Here is a 20,744-nt window from a genome sequence, read left to right on the forward strand (position 1 = left end):
ACATTTGCCGCCACTAGAATTAATCTAAATAAAGGCAATGAAATATTTATACGCTGTAACAGTTTTGTGCATTACCCTCATCTTTAGTCAATCTGTTGTTGCACAGCTGGCTTCGGCTCCTGCAAGGGGAAGTATTAAAGGAAAAGTAAGGTCCAATGATGGCAAGCCTGCATCCTATGTAAGCATTATTATTGTAGAGAACAACAGAAAAGCATTGTCTGACGAAGATGGAACTTTCTCCTTCAACAATTTAAAAAATGGCACCTATACTTTAAGAACATCATTTGTGGGCTTACAAGTACAATCGCAAAAAGTAACAGTAACCGAAAACGAAACCGCCAGCGTAGAATTTATACTGTCTGAAAGTTCAGCACAACTGGATGAAGTTGCCATCAGTGGTTACAAAAGTCCGAATCAGAAGCCAGCTACCCTGGGCAAAATAGCCATTGCCCCCCGCGATCTGCCCCAGGCAGTACAGGTAATAGGCACACAGATCATAGCAGATCAACAGGCCAATCGCTTAGGCGACGTAATGAAAAACGTAAATGGTGTTGCCATGGGCGCCAACCGTGGTTCGGTAGGCGAAAATTTTTATGCCAGGGGCTATAGCCTTGGGGCCAATAATGTATTTAAAAACGGGGCAAGAACATCCATAGGTGGCATACCAGAGGCCAGTACGCTCGAATCTGTAGAAGTGCTTAAAGGTAGTGCTGCATTGCTTTACGGTGGAGTTACCGGAGGCGCGGTGGTAAATATGGTCACAAAAAAACCCAAATTCGAATCTGGTGGCGAGGTATCTATGCGTGTAGGCAGCTACGACATGTATAAACCGATATTTGACGTATATGGCCCCGTGTCTGAAAATATAGCATACCGAATGATTGGTTCCTATGAAAAAGCAGGCAGCTATAGAGATCACGTACAATCCGACAGAATTTATGTTAACCCGTCACTACTCTATAAAATCAGCGAAAAAACAGACATACTGATACAGGCCGATTACCTTAAAAGTGACTTTACACCCGATTTCGGAATCGGTACCGTTGGCAATGCCATTTCACCGCTTGGCCGTAATACATTTGTAAATACCGCCTGGGCCTATAATAAAACCAATACCGGAACCTTGCAGGCCGTTTTAAACCAGAAGTTCAATGACAACTGGAAACTGAATGTAACCGCAGGCGTTCAATCTTACATCCGTGATTATTTCTCATCCGAGCGTCCGTTTACAACCGATGGCAGCTGGAACCGCGCACTTACGCGTTCAAAAACAAGAGAACTAACTTACAATGAGCAGGTCAATTTAACCGGAAATCTTAAAACATTTGGCATCAGCCATCAGCTTTTAATTGGCGCAGATGGCGATCAATCCAAAATCATCACAGGTGGTTTTACCAACCCGAACTTATTAGGGGGCAGTACAAAATATTACGATCAGGTAAACCTGCTTGATCCCGCAAGCTTCAATATACCCTCAAATTTTATAAAGCCAGAAACTACATTGCTTACCAATACCGAAGCCATTGTATATAGGTTTGGTGGTTTTGCACAAGACCTGATCAGTCTTACAGACAAATTTAAGGTCCTGGCAGGGATAAGATGGACCTTCCAGAAAACCCCGGTAACCACCATCAATACTTTAGCTACGCAACAGGAAACAAAAGGGACTACGGCCTTAAAAATTGACAAGGCCTTCTCACCAAAGTTTGGTTTAATTTATCAGCCCCTTAAATCCACTTCAATTTATGCCAGCTATGCCAATAACTTTACATCCAATAGCGGTATAGATATTGCAACTAATGCGCCTATGGGCCCATCCATTATCGATCAGTATGAAGCGGGCATAAAGAATGATTTTATGGATGGTAAGTTGTCTGTGAATGTAACCGCTTACCAAATCAGGAACGATAGGTTTGCCCAGCAGGCTTTGTTTAAAGCTGATGGCTCCGCCAATGCCGATGCCAACCTGAAAGAGTTCACAGGAAAAACACAAAGTGATGGTGTAGAGGTAGACATTACGGCTACAATTGTAGAAGGCTTAAACTTTATTGCCGGATATAGCTACAATTATATGCGCTATACAGAAACCCTGCCACTTACTGTAATACCTACCCCTACTCCTGCCAACCCCAACGCAACAACAACGGTTAGCGGAATTGTAGAAGGTGAACGCCTGGTGGGAACAACCAAAAATACAGCCAATGCCAGTTTATTTTACACCGTGCAGAACGGCGGCTTAAAAGGCCTGAAACTGGGTGCATCGGCTTTCTATACCGGCGACCGTAATGGCGGAAGAAATACAAATAAAGCCGGCTCATCAAGCGGTATTATTCCTGTAAAGGGTTTCACTACCTTTGATTTATCTGCCGGTTATACCTATAAGAGATTTAGCATACTGGGCAAAATATCGAACATCAGCAACGAATTAAATTATTTTATTCACGAAAACTACAGTGTAAACCCTATTGCACCAAGGCAATTCGCTACAACTTTAACTTATAAGTTTTAATTCCGTATGAAAATCTTTCTGCGAAATGTCCATTTGTACCTGGCCCTTGCTGCCGGCCTTGTTATTATGTTATCTTGTGCAACCGGGGCCATCATGGTTTTCGAAGATGAACTGGACCATATAGTCAATTCAAAAAGATATGAAGTAACACCCGGCAATGAAAGATTGCCTCTTGAAGCCTTATTAAAAAAGTTAAAGCAGCATAACATTCCCAAAGCTAAACTCTCTTCTGTAAAGGTGTTCACAGACCCTAAAAGATCGGTTGAATTTGCGATGGTGCTTTCTGAAAAAAAGGGAATGGGCCCACAACAGGGTAAAGAAGCCGTAAAAGGAAACGAAAAAAAAGCCAAAGGCGGAGGAAAGCCTGGGCTTTTCGTTTATATCAATCCATATACAGGGCAGGTACTTGATGTATACAATAAACGCGAATCTTTCTTCTTTAAAGTAGAAATGCTCCATAGATTTCTGCTCGGAGGACAAAACAGCATTGGCAAAACAATAATTGGATTATCCACTTTGTCTTTCCTTATCATTACCCTTACGGGGATCGTATTGTGGTGGCCCAAAAACAAAAAAATACTGTTACAGCGGTTAAAATTTAAAACAGATGGAAGCTTTAAAAGGCTCAATCATGATCTTCACATTGTTACCGGTTTTTACACTTCTGTTTTTTTATTGGTCATAATATTAACAGGGTTGGTTATGGCATTTAACTGGGTCAATGAAGGTATCTTCACGCTAACAGGAAGCAGTATGGAGAGTCCAGAACCTCCTTCCTCTGTTTATCAGCCAGGCAGAAAGGCAATTTCAATGGCACAGGCCATACAAATGATCGATCTTAAGGCAGTTGAATTCTACAACATACGTACACCAAAAGATTCACTGGGAACCTATGCTGTCAATGTGCTTCCAAAAGGCAGTATGGAGCATAAATCGGAGACTTATTTTGTCGATCAATATTCCGGTGCAGTAATCGGACAGCTTAAATTCACAGACAAAAACCTGGGCCAGCGCATACGATCTTACATAAAACCAATACATACCGGTGAGTTGTTTGGCATGCCAACTAAAATTATCAATTTCATTCTGGCCCTGGTAACCTTTAGCTTTCCAATTACCGGAGTGATCATGTGGATAAACAGGACTAAAAAAAGAAAAGCGGTGTAATTTCTATACGCAGTATCACCTCAACTGGTTAAATTTTATTGATGTAGGCCCCCATTTTTGTAGAGATCATAGGCAGTTTGGTAATTTGCTTTGGCTTGCTCTACAAGGCCTGCAGAGAGTTTATCCGGCTTTTGCATGCCGCTTACAGGAGCGTACAAATAAGTTCCTACCTTCCGCTGAGGGCCTAAAATTACCAGGCTGTCCATTTTAAGATAGGCCAGTTTCTGGTAAGTTCCAAGCACAGCCCTGGGTTCAAAACCAGGATCCAGAACATCCTGCCCATAAAGGTTACTAATGTAGTTCCAGCCAAGCAGCGAGAATAGTGTGGGATAGAGATCAATTTGCGAGCACATTTTTCCAATTACGCCTTTTCTGTCATCAGGCAGGTTCAGGATCATGCAGGGAATATGGTATTTACTGATCTCTATTTCATTTTTTCCGGCGCTTCCCGCACAATGATCTGCAACGATAATGATTACTGTATTTCCATACCACGCTTTATTCTTTATCGCCTGCAAAAACCTTCCAATAGCATAGTCGGTATAACGTACGGCAGCTTCCCTACTACCAGGCCGGCGGTCAATAGCCCCTGCCGGAAATGTAAACGGGCGGTGATTGGAAGTGGTCATTACAAAATTATAGAACGGCCTGCCAGACCTAAAGTCTTTATCTGCACCTTTAATAACCTCCTGAAACAAATCCCCGTCGCTTATCCCCCAGGCATTTTCAAAGTGTACAGCACTATCAGGAATTACCCTTCTTTTGGTTTTATAAGTATCATTGATCTTTAGGTTACGCCCTCTATCTACTATATCGAAGCCGTTACCCCCAAAATACTCATTCATATTGTCAAAATAGCCATCACCGCCATAATAAAATGTTCTTGAATAACCCTTCTGTTGAAAAATGTAGCCCACAGTGGTCAGGTCCTGATTATCCTGCCGGCGTACTATACTGTTTCCAGGTGTTGGTGGCACAGAAAGGCTAAGCGCCTCCATGCCCCGCACGGTACGTGTACCTGTGGCATACATATTTGTAAAAAACAGGCTATGATTAGCTGCAGAATCCAGCACAGGCATTAAATTCTGGGTATTGCCAAAATGTGCCATAAAATCTGCGCTCAGGCTTTCAACCGTAATCATAATCACGTTGGGTTTATAATATTTTCCGGTATTTGTTATTCTCCTTTTAATAGAATGGCCTCCGCCCAAAAATAAACTGTGCTTTTCACTCAGTTCTTTCCTCACCAATTGATATGCCCTGTTCAGGGGCAATACCGAATAAAAATCATTGTAATTCAGCTCGTTGTTTTTAAAGGCCGAAAAAAAAGAATAAATACCGGCCTTTGCCAGTTCATTTTCATATCGGTTAGTACCAGACTCAGCATAGGCATTGCTAAGCAATACAGGATAAGATAAAGTTACAAGGAACAGCACACCGAATACCATCAACCTGCGCTTAAAAGATATACCCGGTTGAAACGACATCCGAAATACACCGAACCTGCTAAAAAGCCACATCACCACCAAAGCCAATACCAGCACACCGCCTATCAGCAATGGCAAGGGATAAGATTCATTAATGTTGTTAACTACCTCATAAGTATAAATGAGGTAGTCAACTGCAATAAAGTTAAACCTGCTTTCAAATTCCTGCCAGAAGGTAACTTCAGCAAAAAAAGAAAAAAAGGGAATGAGCAAAGCAATCAGCAAGCCAGTATAAGTAATTAATCTGTTTACTGTAGAACGTAGCCACCTGTCTGGCAGCACCAGCAAATAGAGGTTGTAAAAGGCGGTCATAAACAAAGCAACCCCAATATCATAATCTAATCCCAGGAAATAGATCCTCAATAATCCGTTTATACCAAAATCAGCTTTAGGTATAGACACCACCAGCAATAGGGTCCGGATTAAAAATGAGAGCAGTATAAAGACAAATATAAAAGCAAAAAAGACACAGTACCTGCCCCTGAATATTTGTTTAAGCATATTCATACAAAATATGCAAAATTATAGATCAATTTGGTAGAAAATCTGAATTTCCCCTAAATACTGCGTAGTACTTACCGCATCACCTGCTGCATTCACGTAATGCATCCAGGTATGTACCACATCGCCGCTAAAGTTTTCCGGCAATTGCAAATCCACTTTCTGCTCTGCCCGCAGGGCAATATCCTGAAAGGTCACAAATTCCTGTTTTGCCGGATTGTAAACTACAACAGTAGCCCTGTCATCATCCTTGCAAAAGACCGATGCTGACGGGTTTTCCCATTCTATGCTCAGTATGCCATCTGCCAATGCCAGCACTTGCTTAATTAAAGAAATCAATAGCTCACCGCGGCTAAACACCGCCCTGGCAAAATCTATTGCATAGGTTGCTGCCGAATTGCCGGTAACAGCTTCCTTTAAATGAAAGGCCACAGCTTGGTTCATTGGCGTTTTCTCTCCATTAAAAATCTGGTAACCTATCCATATCAATGCTTTCAGCGGCTTTAGCCAGCTGCTTACCATAGACAGCAGTGCCCTCTGGTTCAATTGTTTTTCTGATGGGGCCTTTAGTGTGGGTGTTGGTAAACTCCGCATGTAATCTATACCTCGCGATGACGCGCCAACCACATTGCCCAGTTTGCCCTTAAAGGTGCCGTTTATTCCGTTTTTATATCTTGCCATAATATTTGTTTTTTGATTTTTGATTTTTGATTGGCGGCTGAAACCCAATCTGCATATTTATATACTGTTCGTTTATGGTGCAAGCGCTGGTAAACGCCATCCCCATTTCTGCTTCCATTGTTATTGCTGTTACCTTCCAGGCTGTAAATCCAATCACCCTTAACCTCAGCAACAAGCCCTACATGCGCAATCCTTTTCAAGTCCGGAAACCATACCCCAAACACATCCGCAGGCTTAGGCTCTTTTACTATCCTTGATGCCGGAAACATAGCTGGGCTCCAGGCAGTTCGGGGCCGATCATAACCAGCTTTTCCAAAACACCAGGAGATATAGGAAGCGCACCATGCCGCTGGAACTTTAATTCCAGTATAAGCTAAGTACTCACGCACCCGCTTACCCTCATTATTCCCTACCTCCCTTACCCCAACTTCGGCTCTGGCAATACTAAGCACCTTGTCCCGCCTACTTGTCATCCCGACTTCGGAGGGATCTATTACACCACCGCTACCACACACCCCAAGCCCACCAATAGCACCAAACAAAACGATGCCCATAAAAATGCCAGCTTTTGCCATACCTGTAAATCTTCAAAGTGTAAAACCATCCTGTCCATTCCCGGCAGGCCCATCCGCAGCCAAAACCTGATGAAAAGCCACCAGCTTAATTCCAGCAGCAGTAAAAATGTAACCAGACTTAGCACCACCATTAAGGGTACACTTTGGTTTATCCCGGTAGTCATTTCCGGGTTATCCAAAAAGCTGGTTATCCCGCCCCATATCAGCATCAGCAATACAAATAGCCGATGTTCTTTCTTGGCTTCATTCAAAAAGCCAATGAGGTTCATACCCCAATGTTTTATATCTATTGTTTTCATGTTTTCTGTTTTAAATGAATAAGAGGGGCTGGCCTTTTCCAGCCCCCTTAGGTTAAAGAACCGTAAACTCCCCAATGTAGTTGCTATTGGAAACCTCTTTTCCAAGCGCATTTACAAAAGAGATCCAACAATGCACGGTGTCACCACTCCAATCGGGCGGCAGCTGCAATACATAAGCTTCAGCTGATCTTGCAGCTGCAGATGGCAGCATCGTAAACTTATCCTTATCTACATTGTAGGCCAGCACCGTCGCCCGGTCTGTGCCACCGGTACTACCAATAGGGGCATCATTGTCCCAGCTAAAGTCCAGCTTGGCCGCAACCGTAGCGGCAACCGCCACATTGGCCGCTTCAGGTAAATCACCATCGCTAAACATCACCTTGGTGTAATCAATGGCATAGTTTGCCATGTTTGTTCCGGTAACCGCATTCTTCAAATGATAAGAAGTTGCTGCGTTCATAGGCGTTATGCCATTGTTGAATTGCTGGTAACCTACATTGATCAGCGGTTTAAGCCGCTTTAAAAATGTGGTAACCATGGCCAGCTTAAACCTTACGTTCAGCTGTGCTTCAGTGGGGGTGTAATCCCCAAAATCAGGAACACTTTCAAATAGTGTACCCCGTTCCAGCTCGATCCTACAACCGACCCAACTTTTCCTCTGAAATTGCCGAGGATGCCTTTTTTGTATTTTCGAATTATAAATGTAAAACTATGTATGTTGAAACAAATAAACCACAACTTACGAAGTGACAATCAGGCACTTTGGTACAAAAACCATCTTCAAAGCTATAGGAAGGCGGTAAATTATTTTCTTTTTACAAGAAAAATTATTTCTGATAAAATTTTTGAGAAGTACTTTCACAACCTCCAAAGCTATGCATCCATATCTAAGGGCTCATCTTCTTCCAGTTCTGGCCTTGCCCTGTACAAGGTATAACTGTAGGTCAGTACCGGGTGCCCATCTACATGCGCATCTGCATCAGGTATAACCATCACCGGCAGGTGTTCATCAATCTCGAAATACATTGGTTTCATATGAGCACATTTTTCTTTTAAAATAATGCCGTCCAGGCCTGGTTCTTAAAACGCCTAAATTCCCCGGTTGTTGATCAGGTATTCTTTGATTTTCTGCTCATCATCACCCACAGCCGCCCGTGCCTCCCGGATAGCCTGCTCATCAATGTTTTCTTTCCGCATCAGTTCTGAGATAATTTCCCCGGGCTGCTTTTCCTCTTCCGGAATTACCGGTTTATTAGATTGGTTATTTTGCGTTTCCATTTTAGTATTTTTTTATTCATTAAACACGCTTGGCAGCCAATGGTTTTAATTTCATCCATAGGAGTAGGTTTTCGGTTTGCACATTTCTGTGTAAATTAATGCCATGCAAACATCAGGTGAAAAAACATTCAGCAAAACCGTTGACATCAATACCTCCCCGGAAAAATTATGGGAGGTACTAACCAAACCCGATTTGATGAAACGATGGGTATCTGATTCGGAAGTTGAGATACTTACAGATTGGAGATTAGGCAGCCCGATAAAAATGCTGGTACAGGCCAATTCGTATAAGGATTATTTTGAAAACAAAGGAACTGTTTTGCAATTCAAGCCTGAACATATTCTGCAGTATAGTCATTTAAGCGCATTGTCCAGGCTGCCAGATCTTATCGAAAACTATACGGTTATTACGTTTACGCTAATTCCCGGCAACGATAAAACCAGCCTGAACTTAACTTTAAGCAACTTCCCAACAGAAACGATTTATCAGCACCTCGCATTTTACTGGAACATCACCCTTGAACTAATTAAAAAGCGAATTGAAAATGAAAAACCATGTTGCTATGGAACCGAAGGGGTGTTATAGTTACAGGGATAACGGGTTACCGCCGGCTAAAAGGCAAACAAATATTATTCTGTTTGCCCCTTTAAAAAACCTCTCAAACAAAATCCAATTCTAAAAAACATAGCCATTTCCGGACGTGTTCCGGAAATGAAAATAGTTTTGTTAGCTGAAAAACAAGGGCTTAGGTTTGCTGTTATAAAACCTATAAAATTGGAACTAACCACCAGCATTGTTAAACCAAAGCAGCAGAAAAGAAAAGCCAGAAGAAAGCCGCGCCGCAGAGATGATCTCTTATGGAAAGCAATTGTCGAGGACGTATCAGAAGACTTCCTGCGTTTTTTCTTCCCGGAAGCAGATGCTCTTTTTGATTTCAGCAGAAAATGTGAGTACCTGGACAAAGAATTTGACCCCTTCTTTCCGTACGAAGAAAATACGGCAGCTGTACGGTATGTAGATAAACTGATTAAGGTTTATCTGAAAAATGGAACTGAAAAATGGATTGCAATACATGTGGAGGTCCAAAATCAGCGCGGCAAGGAAGACTTTAGCTCCAGGATGATCCGGTACTGGTACTTAATGAAGGAAAAATATAATGTGTCTATTACAGCGCTTGCAATTATAACAGGGAGCAATAACAAATTCAAACCTACACCTTATGTTGAGAAATGCTTAGGTACTAAACTAACTTACGAATACAACGTTTATTCCATACTGGATCAGCGCGAAGCCGCCTTACAGGCCAATCCAAACCCATTTGCTGTTGTTATCCTGGCGGCCCTTTCTGCCATTAGAAAAAAGAAGGTAACCGATCTGGAATTAAAGGCCATAAAACACGAACTGAACCGGGAACTGACAAAAAGAAAACCTGATGCGGTTAAACACAAAGGCATTATGAATTTTATTAAATACTATATGAATTTTGAAAACCCTAAAATGATGATTACTTTTGATAGAGAACTTCAAGCATTAACCGGAAGAACTACTCCTATGGGGACTGAAGAATATTTACTGGATAAATTTAAAAAAGAAGGAATTGCAGAAGGCGAAGCCAAAGGCCGGCATGATGAAGCTTTGGAAATTGCCCGTGAGATGAAAAAAGATAAATTTCCGGTTGAGACCATTGCAAAGCTGACTAAGCTTACAATCCAAGAAATAGAAGCGCTTTAAGCCTTCACGGTCCACGCTCATCATCAGATTACAAATGCTTCGCCTTAAAATTTTGTGAAGTCAAAAGAAATACCTAATTTCTCCCATTGAAACCAAACCCTGCAGCTTAGGGCCGCATCGTTCGGGTTATCAGACTTAATACCGAACAAATGGAAACTATATTGGTACAAGACAAGGATGATGCGGTCTTAGACGTGCTTTCTCTTGCCCTTCAGGAAGAAGGATTTGAAGTGATCTCTGTCAATACCTGTGATGAAAAAAAGATTCTGGAATTAATTGATCAGCAAAGACCTCATGTGGTAATGCTCGACATCAGGATGTCAGACCAGGATTGCATTGATGTATGTAAGCTAATTAAGCTTAAGTATCCGCACCTTCCGGTTATTGCATTAAGCTGTAATAACAATGTCCATGAGCAATACAACACAAATGGATTCGACGGCTATATTAAAAAGCCATTTGACCTGGACCTCCTTTATAAAATTATCAGAAAGCATATTTCAGGATAATCGTAAAACTATTAGTGCTCCGAATGGTTGTAGAATTAACATCAACCCTGGAAAACTATGGATACCCCCAAGCAACGCATCTATATAGTTGAAGACAATTCTGATATTGGCTTTATACTCGAGTTATTTTTAAATGAGGAAGGCTTTGCGGTCAAAGTATTGTCTACAGCAAAGGAATTTAACAATGCCCTGAAAAAAGGAATGCCCGATCTGTTCCTTTTAGATGTAATGTTACCAGACGGAAACGGCATTGATATTTGCCACCGGCTTAAAAATGACCCCCGCAGTAAACGCTTACCTATTTTGATCATGTCTGCCCAGTCAAATCAAGATGCTGCAAAGAATTGTGAAGCGGAAGAATTTATAGCAAAACCATTTGACCTGTTCATTTTGCTCCGTAAGATTAAACAGTGTTTGTCTGCGGCCTAAAGCGCTGGCAGATGACCTTTAAATTGCTACCGCGCGCTGAATTAACGCGCTTTTGTTTAAACAATCTTTTGCCAAAGATTGTTCAGGAATAGCAGACAAGCAAGACTGCGATTGGATAAAAGCAAAAAACAAGTTTAATTAAAACTTACAATTATGGCAAATCAACAAGATAAGCGGAAAAAAGATGAGGTTCAAAAAAAAACTGTTTATAAAGAGACAGAGGAGCGCATCAACGAAAAGAAACCAGACAGCGGAGAAACTTCTTCGGTTGCCGATCTTGGCAGAACAGACCTTGTTTCCAGACCGGAAAGAAAACATAAGCCTTTAGGCTCAAGTCATGAGCCCGGAACTACGCCAGGAAGCGATATCTAACCTAAAACCTATTCCTATGAAAAACCGTGCAACACCAAAACCCGGTTCAAAGCAATACAACCCGGAAAAAACAGAGCAGCTAAATACGCCGCAATACCACAGCAGCACTGATCGCAGAAGCAGCAATGAACTGCCTGCCATCGAAAATCTAAACAATCAGCACGAAACGAAAACGGATAAGCAAGTAAAGGATCAGGATATCCCTAAAACTGATTTAGGTAATAAACGCAAGGGCAACGAAAAACAACGCGAAAAGATCATTACGCGCTAACGGTCTGCTGGTCATCTTGAGGTGCAGGGTGGCTGCACAGGGTTAATTTAAGATATGCCGTACAGTTTTTGTTAACAAAATGATAATTTACGGTTATCTTAATGTTTCCTAATTTTGCGACATGCAGATAGCAACCTATGTGGTTTATGAACTGTTGATCAGGCTGAATGAACTGAACGCAGATGTCGGAGACTTTGTTTCCTGCAAAAAAACAGAACAGGGAATTTTGGTACAGACTACTTCTGGTCAACTTACCATACCAGAAAGCCTTTATCGCAGGCAATTTGAGAACCCAGCCGAAATCTCGGCAATTGAACTTCTTTCACTATTCTGAAATGGGAAACCAGCAAGGCTAATTTTACCGCCTCCAGGAATGATTGAGTGGCATAAGTTGCCTGAGCCTGGTCTACGAGACAGCAGAATAACTGGGTTAGGGCTCAGTGAAGACTGGGTTAGGGCTTATTGGACTAAAGGGTACCTTTAACCCAGCAAGCCCCAGCCAATCCTCCTGTTAATGCTCTTTTACCCAGAAATGTATGTACGAGCGCTAAATCTGCGATTGCTGGCTTACTTAAAAAGTAAAAACGCAATGATCAGCGTAACAATGATGTTAAAACCCTGTGCAATTAAAAAGGCATAAAATGGCTTTTTACTGTTTTTACCAAACAAATCTGCAAAATTCGTTTCCAGTCCGATGCTGGTAAAGGCCAGCGCAAACCACAGTCCCTGTAAATTCTTCAGGCTGCCTTTCACCTCGGCATTCACTTCAGCGGGAATAAAAAAAGAAAACAATAGTGACGCTGCTATAAAACCGATCACAAATTTTGGAAAACGCTCCCAGATCACTTTCAATGTAGGTTTTGTGGCTTTATCTTTCCCTGCCGGATGCTGGGTATAAGTCCAGTACACTGAAATGGCAAAGGCCGCAATACCCAACAGCACATTCTGGGAAAATTTCACAATAGTGCTGATCTTTAATGCTTCTTCGCCAACCAGGCTGCCCGAAGCAACCACTGCCCCGGTTGTATCTATACTACCACCCAGCCAGGCCCCCGTAACGGCCTGTGGAAAGTTGAAATAAGCTGCAATGTAAGGCATGAAGATCATCATGGGTATGGCGGTAATGAGCACCATAGAGATGACATAGGAAAGCTTTTTGGAGTCGCCCTTAATTGCCCCTGAAGTAGCGATTGCGGCTGATACCCCGCAGATGGAAACTGCGCTGGAGATCATCATGGTCAGCTCTTCATCTATTTTTAATTTTTTACAGATCCAGAAAGCAAAATACCATACCGAAAGTACAACTACCAGCGCCTGTACAAGTCCCAGAGAACCGGCTTTCAGTACATCAGAAAAAATAACACTGGTGCCCAGCAATACCAGCCCTATTTTAACGAACAGCTCTGTAGACAAAGCTGTTTTGAACCATTCCGGCAGGGTAAAAAAATTGCTGATCAGCAATCCAATGGCAAGACTGAAGATTACAGCTTCCAGGTTTAATGCTTTAACCTGGCTATTGCCCGCCAGAATGAGGGCAATGATGGTCAGGATGTAGACCACCGGAAAAGTCAGCACTGCGCTTTTTATAGGTTTACCGCTAAGCAAGGCTCCGACTGCGGCAATAACGAGCACAAAAATAAACTGCAATCCGATGTGGCCCAGGTTGCCAGCCGATAAAACCGTAGAAGAGAGTTCTGTTATATTTTTCCAGCCAAATGCAGGAACAGGCAATAACAGCCCTGAAAGCGATAAAATAATGGTTAAAGCACCGAGTATAACGACTACCCAGTCTTCATGAATGTTTAATTTTTTGGTTGCTGACATATGGTTGATTTTGTGTGTTTTAAATTTCAATAGAGAAAAGATCTTTTAACGCCCGTTTTGCAGCATGGTAGCCGCACATGCCATGCACCCCCCCTCCCGGAGGTGTAGAGGATGAACAGAGATAAAGCCCTTTTGCAGAGGTCCGGTAGGGTGAGCTTCTCAGAGCAGGGCGTGTAAAGATCTGCCCCAGGTCAATTACCCCGCCATTGATATCGCCTCCAATATAGTTCGGGTTATACGCTTCCATCTGGCCGGTATTCATGGTGTGCCTGGCCAGTATCCTGTCCCTGAAGCCCGGAGCAAACCGTTCTATCTGCTGTTCAATAGCAGCGGTCATGTCTTTTTCAGAGCCGTTGGGTACGTGGCAATAAGCCCAGGCCGTGTGTTTACCTTCGGGCGCCCTCGACGAATCGAACAGGCTTTGCTGTGCAAGTAGTACAAATGGTTTTTCGGCATGTTTCCCCTGCCAGCATTGCTGTTCAGATAAAGTAATTTCTTCGATGGTATTGCCAATGTGCACTGTACCTGCCTGCCGCGCCTGTGCCGCTGTAAAGGGAATGGCTTCGTCCAGGGCCCAGTCTACCTTAAAAACCCCCATGCCATAACGATACTTTTCCAGCTGCCATTTGTAAAGGGCAGAAAACTTGTGCCCTGCAATCTGCAACAGCTGTTTTGGGGTAACATCAAAAAGTATGGCTTTTGCCGAAGGCAGTTCATTCAGCGACCCGATAAACCTTCCTGTTTCAATCCTGCCACCTATGGCTATAAAATAGGAAGCCAATGCACTGGCAATGGCGGCCGAACCGCCCAGCGGGATGGGCCACCCTTTTAAGTGGGCTGCGGTCATCAGCACCAAACCTATAGCCGAGGTAGTAAGGTTAGCTAAGGGCTGTATGGAATGGGCAGCCATTCCTGCCCATAAGCCCCGCGCAGCCTGGGTTTTAAAACGCTTGGCCAGAAAAGAAGCTGAGGTAAGGGCGTTTAGCCCAAATCTGGCCATTGCCAGGGGATGTTTGGGAAAATGTAACGGTCCGAGCACATCAGCCGCAATATCGGGCCAATCCTTCACCAAAGGCTTTATCAGCTTCAGATAGGCTTGTTCATCCTGGCCCAGCAACCTGGCCGTTTCTTCCAGGGAAGAACTTAACACCGCCGCAGTCCCATCATCAAAAGGATGCGCAGCAGCAAGACCGGGATAGGCATACAACAAACCATGATCCTGCAGGGGCAGGGTATTCAAAAATGGTGAGCCGATGGCAAGGGGATGAATGGCCGAACAAACGTCGTGGACAAAACCCGGCAGGGTCAGTTCTGCAGACCTTAAACCGCCGCCAACTTCGGCTTTCCCTTCTATGATCAGTACCGACAGGCCTTCCTGTTGCATAGCAATAGCTGCAGCAAGCCCATTTGGACCCGAACCAACAACCACGGCATCAAAATCTGTTCTGTTCAATTCAATTGTTTTTATAGGAATGATTTCCTGTTAGCAATGGGTACTTTTTATTAGAACGATCTAAAATTACATAAATAGAATCTTTAAATTCATTGGTACCTGAAAGAATGATCCTGTTTTCTGATGGCCTCGAATAATGCAGTACCTGTTTCAGATGGCGGCCGGTCTTGCTTTTGTTCTGAAGGTATAATATATGGCCAACCGTATCAGCCCTGTAATAATACCAGTGCCTTCCCGACATTCCGCTCGATTCCCAGGTGATGTTCAGGTCTCTTTTTGCAGGGTCTTTCTTTTTATGTTTTTTAGGATCGCCGTATCTGCGGATATCGCCCTGCCAGTGAAAATGCCATTTCCCGTTGTACACCTCTGTGCGGCGGGGGTAACTTCCGGCAGCAAACATTTCTATATCCTGCGGGCGGTTTGCAAGCTTGATGCTGATGGATGACCAGTCTTCAAATGTAACATCATGCCATCGGATCGAATCCTGGGGCGTGTAAGGTAGCACCTTATTGTTTAGCTTAAATGTAGTCACCTCATACAGCCCTGCAGTGGCTTTCAGGCCCGGAGTATTCGGGATCTTGTAAAAGTCGTTATGGGTATAGCCATAAACTTCAAAAATGAAGAACAGCACCACAAATACAAAGTTGAAAGTATATTTAATGGTTAACCGGGCATATTTTTGCCAGGTTTTCTTAAACGCCGGGTAATCGTGTAAAATCTGCGTATCCCTTTGCTTTACAATAAGGCTCCAGATGCCGGGGATGTCGTGCCAGAGAATAAAAAGGGAAAGCATGGCCATAGCCGCACTGGGCACCTGCTCGCCAATATCATATGCATGATTAGAGATGGCAATGTTACCAAATACCACAAGGGTTATGGCCGCGCCAATACCTGTTGTACGTCTGAACAGCAATAAAAACCCACCGATAAATTCTGCAAACCCAAGGAATACTTCGTAGCGCGGTACTACACTAAGGGCTTCCCAATACAGCCGCTTGGCAAAAAAATCAATCATTTCCGTATTCCACAAACCCTCATACTCCCGTGGCATCTGCATCACAAACAGCTTTTTATATCCCCAGCCAATGCCAGCATAAGCTACACGGTAGCGGGCAAATACCCGAACCCAATAATACAGTACGCTATATTGCGTGCTCTTTTTATCCAAAGCGGTCCAAAGGAATCCCCCAATAATGGCAATGAGCAGGACAAAAGGAAAGTTGATATAGCTGGCAGCACCAAAAAAACCGTCTTCCGAAAATATATTGATGAACTGCGGGTTAAAAAAAGCCACCACTTCTGTCAGGTCCCGGTAGTTAAGGTGCGCATAATCAAAATTCCAGATCATCTGGTAAAAACCTGCATCAAGCGGAAACGAGAACAGGGTCACAAAAATGAACACAATTCTGAAAAGGATCTTCTGCGGTGCAGTCCAGGCTTTGTTGTGATGAAATGCCGCCGGCACTTGTCTGGCATCAGGCTTCCTGCTTGCGGGCTTTGCTGTTAAAGTTTCTGCGTACATAAATCTTGTTGGTTTTGATACAATGGATAAGTTTTATTCTTTCTGTTTAACACCACATATATGCTATCCTGGTATTCATTTCTACCCCACAAAATTATTCTGGATGCCGAAGGGCGGGAATAATGCAGGTCTAAAGTCTGCTGCCTGTAAACCTTGTTTTTGTTTTGTAAATGCAGGATTCGGTTGAGGGTGTCTGCTTCATAATAATAATGCCTGCGGCCGCCGCCGGTACCGGCCGATTCGTAGGTCCTGTCTATGTCCTTAAATTGTTTTCCCCTTCCGGCCTCACCGTGGATCATGAAAGTATGAAATACGGAAAAAGACAAGGTCGACCATTTTTCAAAGGTAACATCCTGCCATCGCAGGGAATCGAGGGGCGAATACGGGATAATTTTGTTGTTGATGCGGAATTCCGAAACTTCATACAAGCCCCTTGCATTTGCCAGTCCTGGCCGTGAAGGCACTTTGTAGGAGTCGTATTTGTAATTTTGCCAGTGCAGATAAGCGCTCGTGAGGAAGAAAAATCCGAATATAAAAACCTTAAACAAAATGCGCCCATACTTCTGCCATGGTTTGGTTAAAGAAGGATAAATGACACCTGGTCCTGAATTTTCCTCCCTTACAATGAGTTTCCAGACAGAAGGTAGGTACCGCCACAATACAAATGCCCCGCCCAGTGCATAAAATGAAGCTGCCAGATGTATTCCGCCGTCATATGCATGATTGGCAAATGCAATATTGCCAATCATGGCCACTGCCAGGGCGGCACCGATTGCCCTTGTTTTTCTGAAAAATAAAAAGAGCATGATGAGCAATTCTGCAAAACCAGCAAAAACTTCGTACCCCGGTACAAAACTAAATTGTATCCAGTAAAGCTTTTGTGCCACAAAGTCGCCAAAAGGTGTATTCAATTGCGTAAGGGCCAGCTCCGGCATCTGTGTAGGAAAGATCTTCGAAAAAGTAAGCCCTTGCAGCTGGACAATCATGGCGTAGCTGACACCTGCGCCTAAGAAATAATAAGCCAGGCTGTAATTCCTTTCCTTTCTGTCAAACACTGACCATAATGCTGCACCGGCCAGGCCCAGGACAAGCGCCAGCCCCCAGTTTACATAGCTGGCCAATCCAAATTCCCCGCTTTCGGGATAAATGGTCAGCATGCTTTGTTTAGATACCGGTATCCCACCGGTATCATTGGCGCCCGGTCGTGTTCCGGCAACCTTAATGGGGTCAAACGAGGAACCGCTAAGTTTACCGATATCCCTGATGTGCAGGTTAGCCCAATCGGTGCTAAACCATTGCCGGTAATAGGCCGTATTTAGCGGAACAATAAGTATAAAGAAGAAAATGAAAAATGTGCGAAAAAGATATTTTTCAATAGCTGTCCAGCTTTTCGATGTACTTTGCTGTTCAATCTTATTTGTTGCTTCCAGGTCCATCTTTTACAGTTTAATTGGTTTCCTGCGTCCTTCAAACAGCAGGTATTTTCTGTTGATCTTTTCCAGCACCGCATAAACTGAATCTTTTTTCCCGTTTACGCCTTGCAACACCAGGGTGGAGTCGTTCAGAAAATTGTATTTCAGGGAATAATGTTCAGACCGATAATGCTTGTTCTTATTTTTTAATTGAATCTGGTGCTGGGCAGTATCGGCAGTATAGCTATAATAAAAACGGCCACCTACACCCGCCGATTCATAATTCCGGTCAATATCATGCGCATAAAACCCATCGGCAATAGAGGTATCCAGCTTAACTGGTTTTGCAGTCTGAATGCTGATGGTAGCCCATTTTTCAAAAACAACATTCTGCCACCTGTTGGTATCTGTTCTGGAATAAGGAAGAACCTGGTTGTTGAACCTGAACTCGCGAACATTATAGTACCCATAACTGCCTTTTAAGCCCGCCGCTTTGGGGATTTTGTAGGGATGATGTTTATAATTGGCGTAAGTACTGAAGCCCAGCGCCACGATGAATAAAATGGCCAACCCTTTAAGCAAGCCCCTTATTTTTCCCAGGTTTTTACTCCACACGGGGTTAAACTTATTGGCCAGGGTATATTGGTGCAAAACCAGCAATTTGTACAGGCGGGGTGCATCGTAGGCAAACAATACCGCAGCAATTGTAGTCAGATAAGCAGCATATACCCCCTGCCCGGCATTATAAGCCAGGTTTGCGGCAAAAACATTTCCTGTAAAGCCCAGGATGATGCCTGCACCAAAAGTTGTGGTCTGCCGGAAAAGCAGCAGCAGCCCGGCAAATACTTCAACAGCGCCCAGAAAGATTTCGTAGGGCTGGGCAATCCCCAGCGTGTGAAAATAGATCTTCCAGGGAAGAAAGTCGCCATAATTGGTATGCAGGTTACTAAGTGAAGGATAGGGCATTTGCAAAGGGAACAACTTGATAAACCCAAACGCAATAATGCCTACAGCCAGGCGGTACCGCAGCATTACACGCAGCCAATAGTAAAGCTTATGGTAATCGGTGCTTTCTTTCTTAAGGATAAAAGGCCAGGCAATTGTTCCTGCAACAGCAATAATAAGGGCAACGGCCCAGTTTTCATATCCGCTTAGTGAAAAAAAACGGGGCGAATAGGTGGTTAGCTTAAACAGATCATAAAAAGACAGGTTTGCCCAATCCGTACCAAACAAATCACGGTAAAATTTCCAGTCTAACGGCACTGTGAGGATAAAAAAGTAAATGAAGAGCAAACGCAGCAGTACTTTGTAATTTGAACTCATGGCTTTGGTCTTTAAGGTTAATAATCTTTATTCTGTTCCAGGCTTGGGTCGAGCTGGATTTGTGTAACCGGTATTGGAAAAACATACTCATGATCTGCTACTTTGGTATTGGGGTCCAAAGCCTCCAGAACAGCTTTGGCCCTTCCGGTCCGGGCCAGGTCAAACCACCGGTGTGCTTCCCAGGCAAACTCTATGCGGCGCTCATTTTCAATGGCCAGCAGGATCTGTTCTTTGGTAACCGCAGCAGATGGTAAAATACCTGCCCGGTCCCGAACCTGGTTCAGGTCGGACAATGCCCCGCTGCCTGCCGACAGGTTGTTGAGCTGTGCCCTGGCTTCGGCACGGATCAGGTATATTTCGGCAATCCGGAAAATGTATGCAGGGTCTGTAGCATCTTTACGGTAATACAGGTTTCCAAACCAGTTGGTAATCCCGCTTTGTGTTACACTACCTATCAGAGCGCTCCTTCCGCCTGATATTGCAGGATCGTTTAATAGCTGCACAAATCTGTCATTGGGTGCATAGCGGTATTGCCCGCCGTTGGTAGAATGCTGCATCTGTACACGAATGGCATTGGGGTTCAGCACACTATACTGCAGTTCAAAGATCGACTCTTTGCTTGCGCTTACATTGTTGGCAAACCAGGCGCTGAAAGGTTTGACCAGGGTATAATCAGCTGTTTTATCAATCAGTTTGGTGGCATATTCTTCTGCCAGCAGCCATTCTTTTTTATAGAGGTGCAGCCTGGCCCTCAATGCCCAGACGGTACGTTTGGTTGCCCTTATCCGGTTTACCACATCCGGCAATAACAGTTCTGCATCTTCCAGGTCTTTCTGCACCTGGGCATAAGTCTGTTCCAGCGTGCTTCTTTTTACTTTAGGGCGGTTCTCTAACGATACTGTAGGTTCAAGAATGAGCTGTACACCGCCCCATGCCCGGGCAAGGTCAAAATAGGCCAGGGCCCTGATAAATTTAGCTTCGCCAATGTACTGGTTTTTAAGGGCGGGGGTAAGCAAAGGGTCTGTCACATTTGGCACTTTGCTGATCACATGGTTGGCGCGGTTGATGGTGTTGTAAATGGCAATCCAGGCTGTATTAAAGAATACTTCATCGGTTCTGAAATTTACATTTACCAGGTTGGCAGAACCACCTGTAGTCAGGTTTTTAATATCCCCGCTTGGAAAATAGCCCAGGGTTACATAGGTTTCACCATAATACCCTACGCTGCCCAATTGCCGGTAAACCGCCCTCAATGCGGTTTCACTGGAGCCTTTGTCGTATATCGGGTTTTCATCCGAAACAGCATTGACCGGCTCGGTGGTTAAAAAACGCTCACAGGAAGTTAAGGAGGTTATGGTCAATAAAAAGACAATATATTTTATAGATTTCATATCTGTAGT

General features: G+C 43.7%; 22 protein-coding genes. 9 read left to right on the plus strand and 13 right to left on the minus strand.

Annotated features, from left to right (window positions below):
• Positions 1-37 precede the first annotated feature (37 nt).
• Together B9A91_RS06670 and B9A91_RS06675 are read left to right on the plus strand one after the other, a co-directional pair.
• Positions 38-2,509: a TonB-dependent receptor gene (locus B9A91_RS06670; RefSeq protein ID WP_084237597.1), complete on the plus strand. Its 2,472-nt coding sequence runs from the start codon at positions 38-40 to the stop codon at positions 2,507-2,509.
• A gap of 6 nt (positions 2,510-2,515) precedes the next feature.
• Positions 2,516-3,676, plus strand: a complete 1,161-nt coding sequence (locus B9A91_RS06675; protein WP_084237598.1) for a PepSY-associated TM helix domain-containing protein — start codon at positions 2,516-2,518, stop codon at positions 3,674-3,676.
• Positions 3,677-3,711: 35 nt separating this feature from the next.
• Here the strand turns inward: B9A91_RS06675 and B9A91_RS06680 are convergent, their stop codons facing one another.
• From B9A91_RS06680 to B9A91_RS06705, 7 genes are all read right to left on the minus strand, one after another.
• On the minus strand, positions 3,712-5,664 hold the full coding sequence (locus tag B9A91_RS06680; protein WP_084239610.1) for an LTA synthase family protein: 1,953 nt from the start codon (positions 5,662-5,664) through the stop codon (positions 3,712-3,714).
• Positions 5,665-5,685: 21 nt separating this feature from the next.
• Complete coding sequence (locus B9A91_RS06685; protein WP_084237599.1) at positions 5,686-6,345, minus strand: DUF6266 family protein; 660 nt, start codon at positions 6,343-6,345, stop codon at positions 5,686-5,688.
• A complete protein-coding gene (locus B9A91_RS06690) occupies positions 6,321-6,899 on the minus strand; it encodes a C40 family peptidase (RefSeq protein WP_200815606.1) in 579 nt (192 codons plus the stop codon). The genes B9A91_RS06685 and B9A91_RS06690 overlap by 25 nt, the downstream gene beginning before the upstream one ends.
• On the minus strand, positions 6,839-7,219 hold the full coding sequence (locus B9A91_RS06695) for a hypothetical protein (protein ID WP_084237600.1): 381 nt from the start codon (positions 7,217-7,219) through the stop codon (positions 6,839-6,841). The genes B9A91_RS06690 and B9A91_RS06695 overlap by 61 nt, the downstream gene beginning before the upstream one ends.
• A 52-nt stretch (positions 7,220-7,271) precedes the next feature.
• Complete coding sequence (locus tag B9A91_RS06700; protein ID WP_235012480.1) at positions 7,272-7,757, minus strand: DUF6266 family protein; 486 nt, start codon at positions 7,755-7,757, stop codon at positions 7,272-7,274.
• A gap of 335 nt (positions 7,758-8,092) precedes the next feature.
• Positions 8,093-8,254: a hypothetical protein gene (locus tag B9A91_RS24090; RefSeq protein ID WP_159451657.1), complete on the minus strand. Its 162-nt coding sequence runs from the start codon at positions 8,252-8,254 to the stop codon at positions 8,093-8,095.
• Positions 8,255-8,308: 54 nt separating this feature from the next.
• On the minus strand, positions 8,309-8,497 hold the full coding sequence (locus tag B9A91_RS06705) for a hypothetical protein (RefSeq protein WP_084237601.1): 189 nt from the start codon (positions 8,495-8,497) through the stop codon (positions 8,309-8,311).
• 103 nt (positions 8,498-8,600) lie between these two features.
• Here B9A91_RS06705 and B9A91_RS06710 point away from each other — a divergent pair, with 103 nt between their 5' ends.
• The 7 genes from B9A91_RS06710 to B9A91_RS06740 all read left to right on the plus strand — a co-directional run bounded on the left by B9A91_RS06710 (position 8,601) and on the right by B9A91_RS06740 (position 12,144).
• A complete protein-coding gene (locus tag B9A91_RS06710; RefSeq protein ID WP_084237602.1) occupies positions 8,601-9,083 on the plus strand; it encodes an SRPBCC family protein in 483 nt (160 codons plus the stop codon).
• 189 nt (positions 9,084-9,272) lie between these two features.
• Positions 9,273-10,229, plus strand: a complete 957-nt coding sequence (locus tag B9A91_RS06715) for an RpnC/YadD family protein (protein WP_235012481.1) — start codon at positions 9,273-9,275, stop codon at positions 10,227-10,229.
• A 128-nt stretch (positions 10,230-10,357) separates the two neighbouring features.
• Entirely contained in the window at positions 10,358-10,738 is a 381-nt protein-coding gene (locus B9A91_RS06720; RefSeq protein ID WP_449406346.1) for a response regulator, read from the plus strand.
• 57 nt (positions 10,739-10,795) lie between these two features.
• Entirely contained in the window at positions 10,796-11,167 is a 372-nt protein-coding gene (locus tag B9A91_RS06725; protein WP_084237604.1) for a response regulator transcription factor, read from the plus strand.
• A gap of 153 nt (positions 11,168-11,320) precedes the next feature.
• Positions 11,321-11,539, plus strand: a complete 219-nt coding sequence (locus B9A91_RS06730; RefSeq protein WP_084237605.1) for a hypothetical protein — start codon at positions 11,321-11,323, stop codon at positions 11,537-11,539.
• A 16-nt stretch (positions 11,540-11,555) separates the two neighbouring features.
• Positions 11,556-11,810 (plus strand): hypothetical protein, encoded by a 255-nt coding sequence (locus B9A91_RS06735; RefSeq protein ID WP_084237606.1) that lies wholly within the window; start codon positions 11,556-11,558, stop codon positions 11,808-11,810.
• Positions 11,811-11,931: 121 nt separating this feature from the next.
• Positions 11,932-12,144: a hypothetical protein gene (locus tag B9A91_RS06740; protein ID WP_084237607.1), complete on the plus strand. Its 213-nt coding sequence runs from the start codon at positions 11,932-11,934 to the stop codon at positions 12,142-12,144.
• Positions 12,145-12,377: 233 nt separating this feature from the next.
• Here the strand turns inward: B9A91_RS06740 and B9A91_RS06745 are convergent, their stop codons facing one another.
• Genes B9A91_RS06745 through B9A91_RS06770 form a run of 6 tightly spaced genes read right to left on the minus strand, consistent with a single transcriptional unit; the run spans position 12,378 to position 20,735 of the window.
• Positions 12,378-13,634, minus strand: a complete 1,257-nt coding sequence (locus B9A91_RS06745) for a YeiH family protein (protein ID WP_084239612.1) — start codon at positions 13,632-13,634, stop codon at positions 12,378-12,380.
• 19 nt (positions 13,635-13,653) lie between these two features.
• The gene (locus B9A91_RS06750; protein WP_084237608.1) at positions 13,654-15,087 is read right to left on the minus strand and encodes a phytoene desaturase family protein; all 1,434 of its coding nucleotides are present in this window, start codon (positions 15,085-15,087) and stop codon (positions 13,654-13,656) included.
• Between the two features lies 1 nt (position 15,088).
• Positions 15,089-16,609, minus strand: a complete 1,521-nt coding sequence (locus tag B9A91_RS06755; protein WP_235012482.1) for a hypothetical protein — start codon at positions 16,607-16,609, stop codon at positions 15,089-15,091.
• The gene (locus tag B9A91_RS06760) at positions 16,591-18,045 is read right to left on the minus strand and encodes a hypothetical protein (RefSeq protein WP_084237609.1); all 1,455 of its coding nucleotides are present in this window, start codon (positions 18,043-18,045) and stop codon (positions 16,591-16,593) included. The genes B9A91_RS06755 and B9A91_RS06760 overlap by 19 nt, the downstream gene beginning before the upstream one ends.
• Before the next feature lie 3 nt (positions 18,046-18,048).
• A complete protein-coding gene (locus tag B9A91_RS06765) occupies positions 18,049-19,344 on the minus strand; it encodes a hypothetical protein (protein WP_084237610.1) in 1,296 nt (431 codons plus the stop codon).
• 17 nt (positions 19,345-19,361) lie between these two features.
• Positions 19,362-20,735 (minus strand): RagB/SusD family nutrient uptake outer membrane protein, encoded by a 1,374-nt coding sequence (locus B9A91_RS06770; RefSeq protein ID WP_084237611.1) that lies wholly within the window; start codon positions 20,733-20,735, stop codon positions 19,362-19,364.
• Between the last annotated feature and the right edge of the window lie 9 nt (positions 20,736-20,744).

This window comes from Pedobacter africanus (assembly GCF_900176535.1).
In the GTDB taxonomy this organism is placed as follows: Bacteria; Bacteroidota; Bacteroidia; order Sphingobacteriales; family Sphingobacteriaceae; genus Pedobacter; species Pedobacter africanus.